Origin of the sequence: Winogradskya humida (assembly GCF_016862215.1) — a bacterium.
In the GTDB taxonomy this organism is placed as follows: domain Bacteria; phylum Actinomycetota; class Actinomycetes; order Mycobacteriales; family Micromonosporaceae; genus Actinoplanes; species Actinoplanes humidus.
In genome coordinates this window covers 83,538-90,789 of record NZ_BOMN01000060.1, presented here as the reverse complement: position 1 = coordinate 90,789, position 7,252 = coordinate 83,538, and the positions used below count along the sequence as shown (strand labels likewise).

Genomic DNA, 7,252 nt, shown 5'->3' with positions numbered 1-7,252 from the left:
AATCGTCGACTTCGCCCAGGGCAAGGGCTCCGTACTCGACCTCGTCATGGGTGTTCTGGGCATCATTCCTGGCGTGAAAGGGCTGACTTCCCTCTCGAAATTGTCGGCGCTCTACAAGGCCGGCGGCGTGAAGGAGATCGCCAAGGCGGCCCTGACCGGCATGAAGGACATGGCCAAGGGCATGGTCGACCTGATCAAGAACGCCGGCTCCAGCGCGCTGACGATCCTCAAGAACCTCGGCGGGGCGGGCAAGACCGGCCTCGACAAGCTCGGAGACCTCTTCCACGGCAAGGCACCCATCGTCCCCAAGGACGTCTCGCGCTCGTTCGACATCCGCGACTGCGTCACCGACCCCATCGACGTCGCGACCGGCGAGATGGTGCTCCCCGAGCTCGACCTGGAGCTGCCCGCGCCGTTGCCGTTCAAGCTCGAGCGCACGCACCTCTCGTCGTACCGCGCCGGCGGGTGGTTCGGGAAGACCTGGGCGTCGACGCTCGACCAGCGGATCGAGACCGACGGGCGGGCGTCGCTCTACTTCGCCCCCGACGCGATGGTGCTGGCCTACCCGATCGGCAAGCCCGGCACGGCGGTCCTGCCGTACGAGGGACCGCGCTGGCCGTTGACGATCGTCGAGGACGGCACCGCGCGGCTCGACACCGGCACGCGGGTGCTCGGCTTCGACCGCGAGGGCCGGCTCGGGACGGTCGAGGACCACGACGGCAACCGCCTGCGGGTCGAGCGGGATGCCACCGGAGCGCCGACCGCGCTGCAGCACCCCTCCGGGCGCCGGGTCCGCTTCGGCACCGCGGACGGCCGGATCACCGAGATCGCGCTGACCGGTGCCACGGGCGGCCCCGAGACGCGGATAGCCGCGTTCGAGTACGAGGACGGGCACCTGGTCCGGGCGGCGAACGCGTCGGAGCGCTCGGCGACGTTCCGCTACGACGACGCCGGGCGGATCGTGCAGTGGATCGACCGGAACAACTTCGGCTACCGCTACAACTACGACGAGCAGGGCCGCTGCGTCGGCACGGTCGGCGAGGACGGCTACCTCAGCGCGACCCTGACGTACGAGCCGGAGCGCACCACGTTCACCGACTCGCTCGGCAACACCAGCGTCTACACGTTCGACGAGTGGCACCACCGGACCAGCACCACCGACCCGCTGGGCAACACCACCCGCTACGTGTGGGCCCGCTACAACGAACTGCTCGAGACCATCGATCCGCTCGGCAACCGGGTCACCGGGGACGCGGCGGGGTCGGGTGTCGCGAAGCCGTTCGACGTGGAGAAGATGCGCGGGCCGCGGGACGAGCGGGTCCCGGCCCTGGCCGGCTGGCAGGTCCTGCAGGACCGGGAGATCATCCGGTACGACGACGAGGGCTACCCCGCCGAACGGATCGACGCGCTCGGCACGGTCCGGCGCACCGAGTACGGGCCGTTCGGGATCGTGCTGGCGAGCTTCGACGCGGATGGGCTACGGACCGCGTACACCCATGACACCGAGTTGCGGATCACCTCGGTCACCGATCCGGCCGGGCTCGTCTGGCGCTACACGTACGACGCCGCCGGGAACATGGTCGAGGAGTCGGACTTCAACGGGCGGGTCCGGACCTACGGGTACGACGCGGCCGGGCGGCTCGCCACGTCGACGAGCGGGCTGCGCGAGGTCACGGAGTACGTGCGGGACGCGCTCGGCAACGTCGTGGAGCGCCGGACGGCTACGGGCAGCACGCGGTACTCGTACGACAGGCAGGGCCGGATCCTCACGGCGGACACCGGTGCGACGAGCCTGGCCGTCGAGTACGACGAGTTCGGCCGCGTCCTGGCGGAGACCGTCGACGGGCGGACCGTCGGTTTCGAGTACGACGACGAGCGGGGCACCCGGCGGCGGCGCACCCCGGGCGGCGTGACAAGCGAGTGGACCAGCGACCCGTTCGGCATGCCCTATTCCCTGTCGGCCGGCGGTCACGAGTTGCTGGTCCGCCATGACGAGCGGGGCCGCGAGCAGCGCCGGTTCCTCGACGGCGAGCTGGTGCTGGAGCAGCGGCACGGCACCGGTGACGAACTGGTCGAGCAGCACCTTCCCGGCGTGGGACGGCGGCTGTTCGAGCACCGGGCCGACGGCGGCGTGGTCGGCATCGAGGACTGGGCCGGGCGCAGCGCGTTCACCCTGGACGCGGCCGGCCGGGTCACCCGGGTCGAGGGTCCGGGCCGCGACGAGACCTACGGGTACGCGGACGGGCGGCTCGCCGCGGCGTACGAAGGCACGCTCCTGACCGCCTCGGGTGCGGTGTCCTGCACCTACGACGCGCACGGGCGGATGGCCACCCGCACCTTGGCAGGCGCCGGCACCTGGCACTTCACGTGGAACACAGAAGATCAGCTCATCTCGGTACGCACACCGCGCGGCGAGGTCTGGGCGTACGTCTACGACCCGCTCGGCAGGCGCGTGGCGAAACACCGCATGGCCGGCACCGAGATCGCGGAGCGCCACGAGTTCGCATGGTCCGGCAGTTCGCTGATCGAGCAGGCGCACACCGCCGAGGACGGCACACTGCGGGTGACGACCTGGGAGCACGATCCGGTCGACGGCCGCCCGATCGCGCAGACCGTCCACACCGGATCCGGGGTCGACTTCGCCACCGTGGTCACCGACCGCATCGGCACCGCGACCGAGCTGCTCGCCGCCGACGGCTCCCTCCTGTGGCGCAACGAGTCGACGCTGTGGGGCGACGCCCGCCCGTCCGGGGTCGCACTGGGTTTCCCGGGGCAGTACAGGGACGACGAGACCGGCCTGCACTACAACGTCTACCGCTACTACGACCCGATGACCGGCCGCTACCTCAGCCAGGACCCGCTGGGTCTGGCACCGGCTGCCGACCCCGGCGGGTACGCCGCCAACCCGCTGCTCGTCGCCGACCCGCTCGGCCTGATGTGCAGCGGTCCCAGCGGCTCGAAGGTCCCGCCCGTCACCCCCGGCGCCGCCGACAACCCGGGCATCGTGAAGGCGCTCGACGAGGCGAACGACATCAAGCCCGGCGCGTTCGACGGTCACCCGGTCAGCGTCACGCAGACGCTCAGCGAGAACGGCAAGCTGCCCGACGTGCTCTACCACGGCTCGGACGTGCCCCCGAACGTCATCTTCGAGCAGGGCCTCAAGTCGTTCGCCGAGTTCAAGGGTGCCCCGTCGCACTACGACATCAAGCTGCACCAGCAGAGCAGCTCGAAGATCCGCGACGGCGGCGCGTACAGCGGTTTCATCTCCACCACGTCCGACACCGAGGTGGCGCTGAACTTCGTGCGCTCCAAGGACATCGCGTTCCGGTTGCAGAACCTGTCGCTCGACGGCGTACAGACGACGCAGAAGATCGGGAAGTTCAACTACGACTTCCACTTCGGCTACATCTACCTCGTGAAGTCGGACCGGCAGCCGTTCATCGACCTGACCACGCAGGTGAACCAGGACATCTCCAAGGTGTCGCAGAAGGAATGGGCGGCGCTGGACCACATCCCGGGCAAGGACATCATCCAGGCCTGGAAGATCGACGGTCCGTACGACGTCGCGGCGCAGGGTGGCAAGGTGAAGTTCCCCGTGGGCGTCCCGATCAAGGAATTCATCGACAACCCGCACTACGTCGCCTGAGGAGGCCGTCATGCAGCCCTATCCGCCCGGCACCTGGGTGTACGCCATCGACCCCGCATACGGCGGGACCGAGGACGTGCCACCGTTCGCGATCTCCGGGGCGTACGCGGTCGACGAGAACGGCGTGGTCGGCGACGAGCTGATCCCGAACCCGAACTACCGGCCGTCGCCGCGGGTGCTCGGACTGCCCGCCCCCGCCAACGACCTGGAGGACGCGATCCAGCGGGCCGCCACCGGGTACGGCACCGACGAGGACGTCCGCGTCGCGCTCGGCGCCGCCACGCTCTTCGTGGAGCCGGGAGCGCCGGAGGGTCCCGAGCTACGGGCGTGGACGTCCGACCGGTATCTGCCCGGCCCCGAGGTGCGCCGGGACTGGGAGCGGTCCCCGGTGGCCGACCTGGCCGGCGTACTGAATGATCGGGCATTGTTGCTCAATCCGGGCACCGAAATGGAAGCGAAGCTTCCGGCGGCTAGTCTCGGAACCCTTACGTAAGTCGATTTCACCAGGAAAGGGAACGCCGATGTCGCGACCGATGGACTGGGACGTCCTCGATCTCAGCGGCGACCCCACCCCCGGTGATCCCACCCGGGTGCGGCAGCTCGCGTCACGGTTCCACGACTTCGCCGAGACCGCGCACCGCGCCAAGGTCGCCGTCGAGTCACTGCAGGGTGACGGCGCCGTCCTGACCTGGGTGGGCCTGTCCGGCGACGCGTTCCGCGAGCAGTTCGGCGACTTCCCCAACCAGGTCAACAAGCTCTACCAGTCACACCTCATGGTCGGCGACGCCCTCGAGACGTACGCCCCAACCCTCGAAACCGCGCAGGCCCAAGCCGACCGCGCCCTCGCCGACGGCCGGGTCGCCGCGGAGAAGCTGAAGTCGTTGCAGGGCGCGCTGTCCACGGCCCAGACCGACTTCACCGGCGCATCCCAGGCAGCCGAAAAAGCACAGGCAGAAACCCAGGCACCCGACCCCGACCAGGTCAAACAAGCCGTCAAAGACGCCGACGCCGCGAAAGCCAAAGTCAGCGGCGCCCAGAGCGCGGTCAACGGCGCCCAGCAGGAACTCGACCTCGCCAAACAACTCGCCGACCAGGCCAAGCAAATGCGCGACGGCGCCGCCCAGGTCTGCAAACGCGAGATCGAGGACGCCTCCGACGCCGGCATCCAGCCCCGCTCCTTCTGGCAGAAACTCGGCGACGCCCTCAAAGAGCTCTGGAACATCATCTGCGAGGTCGCCAAATGGGTCGCCCTCGTCGCCGGCATCATCGGCATGATCCTCGGCGGCCCGCTCGCCTGGATCGCCCTCGCCGCCGGCGCAATCCTGCTCGTCAAAGCGATCGTCGACTTCGCCCAGGGCAAGGGATCAGTCCTCGACCTCGTCATGGGCATCCTCGGCATCATCCCCGGCGTCAAGGGCCTGACCTCGCTGTCGAAGCTGTCCGCGCTCTACAAGGCCGGCGGCCTCAAGGAGATCGCCAAGGCGGCCCTGACCGGCATGAAGACCATGGCCAAGGACATGGTCGGGCTGGTCAAGGCGGCCGGGACCGGCGCGCTGACCATCGTCAAGAAGCTCGGTGACAGCTCCGCCTCCGTCCTCGGCTCGGTCAAGGCAGCGGGCGAGATCGTCGGCGATGCCGTCAGCGTCGGCGCCGCCAAGATCGGTGACCTGTTCCCGGGTGGCTCCCCGAAACCGATCCGCGACATCCCGCCGCCGCGGGGCGGGGAGGACGGCTTCGGCGTGCTCACCCTGCCGACGCTTCCGGCCGCCGCGGGCGGGCAGAAGTTCGCCCAGCGCTTCAACGACCTCGCGACGCTGAAGACCAGCACGGAGACCACCGAGTTCACCAAGATCAAGGCCGACTTCGACGCGAAGTTCCAGACCGAGAAGACCGCGATCCAGAAGAACTACGCCGACCAGTTGAAGGTCAAGACCGACCAGCTCAAGGTCGAATACCAGGCCAAGTACGACGCCGGGAAGCTACCGATCGAGAAGAAGTACGCCGACGATCTCGCGAGCAAGACCAACGAGATCAAGCTGGACTACGGCAAGCAGCTCGACCTCGAGAAGGGCAAGCTCGACGTCAAGTACGACCAGCTCAAGGCCACCAAGACCACCGAGTTGCAGCAGCTGCACCTGGCCGACCACAACGTGAAGCTCAACGAGCTGACCCAGATCCACGCCGGTAAGCAGAACGGGTTGCCCGCGCAGATGGACCAGTTCGACCAGGCTGCGAAGGCGCACTTCGACAGCCTGGACCCCGTCTCCGCGCAGAACTTCAACACCGAATACTTCACCAGCCTGCGCCCGGCGAAGGAGCAGGAGCTGACGGCGGCGTTCAAGGCGGACTTCGACAAGGGCGTCGCCGATCTGCCGGGCCAATCCCAGAAGCTCTACGACGCGGACCTTGCGAAGAACCTCGGCGACCTCGACAACCTCAAGGCCGTCGACATCAAGGCCGCCGAGACGAACTTCACCGACCTGGCCAAGGTCGACATCGAGAAGGCCGACGTCAAGCTCACCGAGATCAAGACCAACGAGCTCAACGACCTGAACAACAAGCTTGTCGGCGACATCACCGCCGACGTCAACGTCGCCACCGCCGACTTCAACAAGCTCGAACTCGCCGACATCAAGGTCGCCGAGACGAAGTTCGACGGGCTGGCCAACGCCGACATCTTCCAGGCGCAGAAGAGCATCGACACCCACTTCACCAGCCTCGACCACAATCTGCGCGGGGAGCTGCTCGACAGCTCGGGTATCGACATCGCGACGTCGAGCGGGAACGTCAAGACGCTGTTCATCAACAACGGCGCGGACGTCGGCGACCTGGGCACGGTGGTCGACAAGAACTGGGCCAAGCTCGACGACATCAACCCGAACAAGAACCTCGCCACCGACGTCAACTGCACGGTCTGTGTGCAGCGGTTCGACGACTACGTCAAAACCGACGTCGTCACGCCGGCCGGGAAGATCCCCACCATCCGGCCGCTGAGCGACATCGAGGCCGTCAAGAGCGTCACGTTCCAGCAGATCCCCAACGCCGACTACGCGACCGTCGTGGACAAGATGGCGGCCATGCCCGACAACACCGTCGGTATCATCGGCTACCTCAAGAACGGCTCGGGCGGCGGTCACGTCATGAACGTGATCAAGGTCGACGGCCGGGTCGCGTTTGTCGACGGTCAGAGCGGCAGGCTCGGCGAACTGCCCTGGCTGGACCCGAAACTGGACGAGCTGCACTTCACCATTCTCAAATGATCAGCGAGGACAGCCCCATGGACCTGACCGAGGCACGGACGCTGGCCGAGGCGAAGCTGCGCGAGCTCGAGTCCCCCGACGCCCCGCTCCAGCTCAACGAGCAGTACGCGACCGAGATCCCCTGGGCGTGGTACTTCCCGTTCAACACGGCCCGTTACTTCGAGACCCGGCAGTTCAGCGACAGCGCCCCGAGCGGCCCGATCGTGGTCAACAAGGACGGCAGCGACATCTGGGTGGCGGGTTCCGCCGCACCCCTCGAGAAGTGGCTCAACCAGTACGCCGAGGAGCACGGCTATCCCCTCGTGCCGCTGCCGCCGACGCGTTCAGCTTTTTAAGAACGTCAACG

Annotated in this window: 4 protein-coding genes; all 4 read left to right on the top strand. The window is 67.8% G+C overall.

The window, feature by feature from the left end; translation table 11 throughout:
- On the top strand, positions 1-3,646 hold a 3,646-nt coding region (locus tag Ahu01nite_RS24305), incomplete at its 5' end, for a DUF6531 domain-containing protein (protein WP_203838913.1).
- 10 nt (positions 3,647-3,656) lie between these two features.
- Complete coding sequence (locus Ahu01nite_RS24300; protein ID WP_239159091.1) at positions 3,657-4,139, top strand: type VII secretion system-associated protein; 483 nt, start codon at positions 3,657-3,659, stop codon at positions 4,137-4,139.
- A 28-nt stretch (positions 4,140-4,167) separates the two neighbouring features.
- Positions 4,168-6,906, top strand: coding sequence for a putative T7SS-secreted protein (locus Ahu01nite_RS24295; RefSeq protein WP_203838912.1), 2,739 nt, complete (start codon positions 4,168-4,170; stop codon positions 6,904-6,906).
- Positions 6,903-7,241, top strand: a complete 339-nt coding sequence (locus Ahu01nite_RS24290; protein WP_203838911.1) for a YrhB domain-containing protein — start codon at positions 6,903-6,905, stop codon at positions 7,239-7,241. The genes Ahu01nite_RS24295 and Ahu01nite_RS24290 overlap by 4 nt, the downstream gene beginning before the upstream one ends.
- Positions 7,242-7,252: the final 11 nt, after the last annotated feature.

What these genes read in the sequence shown, in the direction of transcription:
- Ahu01nite_RS24300 (WP_239159091.1), top strand. Translation starts at nt 3,657, where the DNA reads ATGCAGCCCTATCCGCCCGGCACCTGGGTGTACGCCATCGACCCCGCA.
- Ahu01nite_RS24290 (WP_203838911.1), top strand. Translation starts at nt 6,903, where the DNA reads ATGATCAGCGAGGACAGCCCCATGGACCTGACCGAGGCACGGACGCTG.
- Ahu01nite_RS24295 (WP_203838912.1), top strand. Translation starts at nt 4,168, where the DNA reads ATGTCGCGACCGATGGACTGGGACGTCCTCGATCTCAGCGGCGACCCC.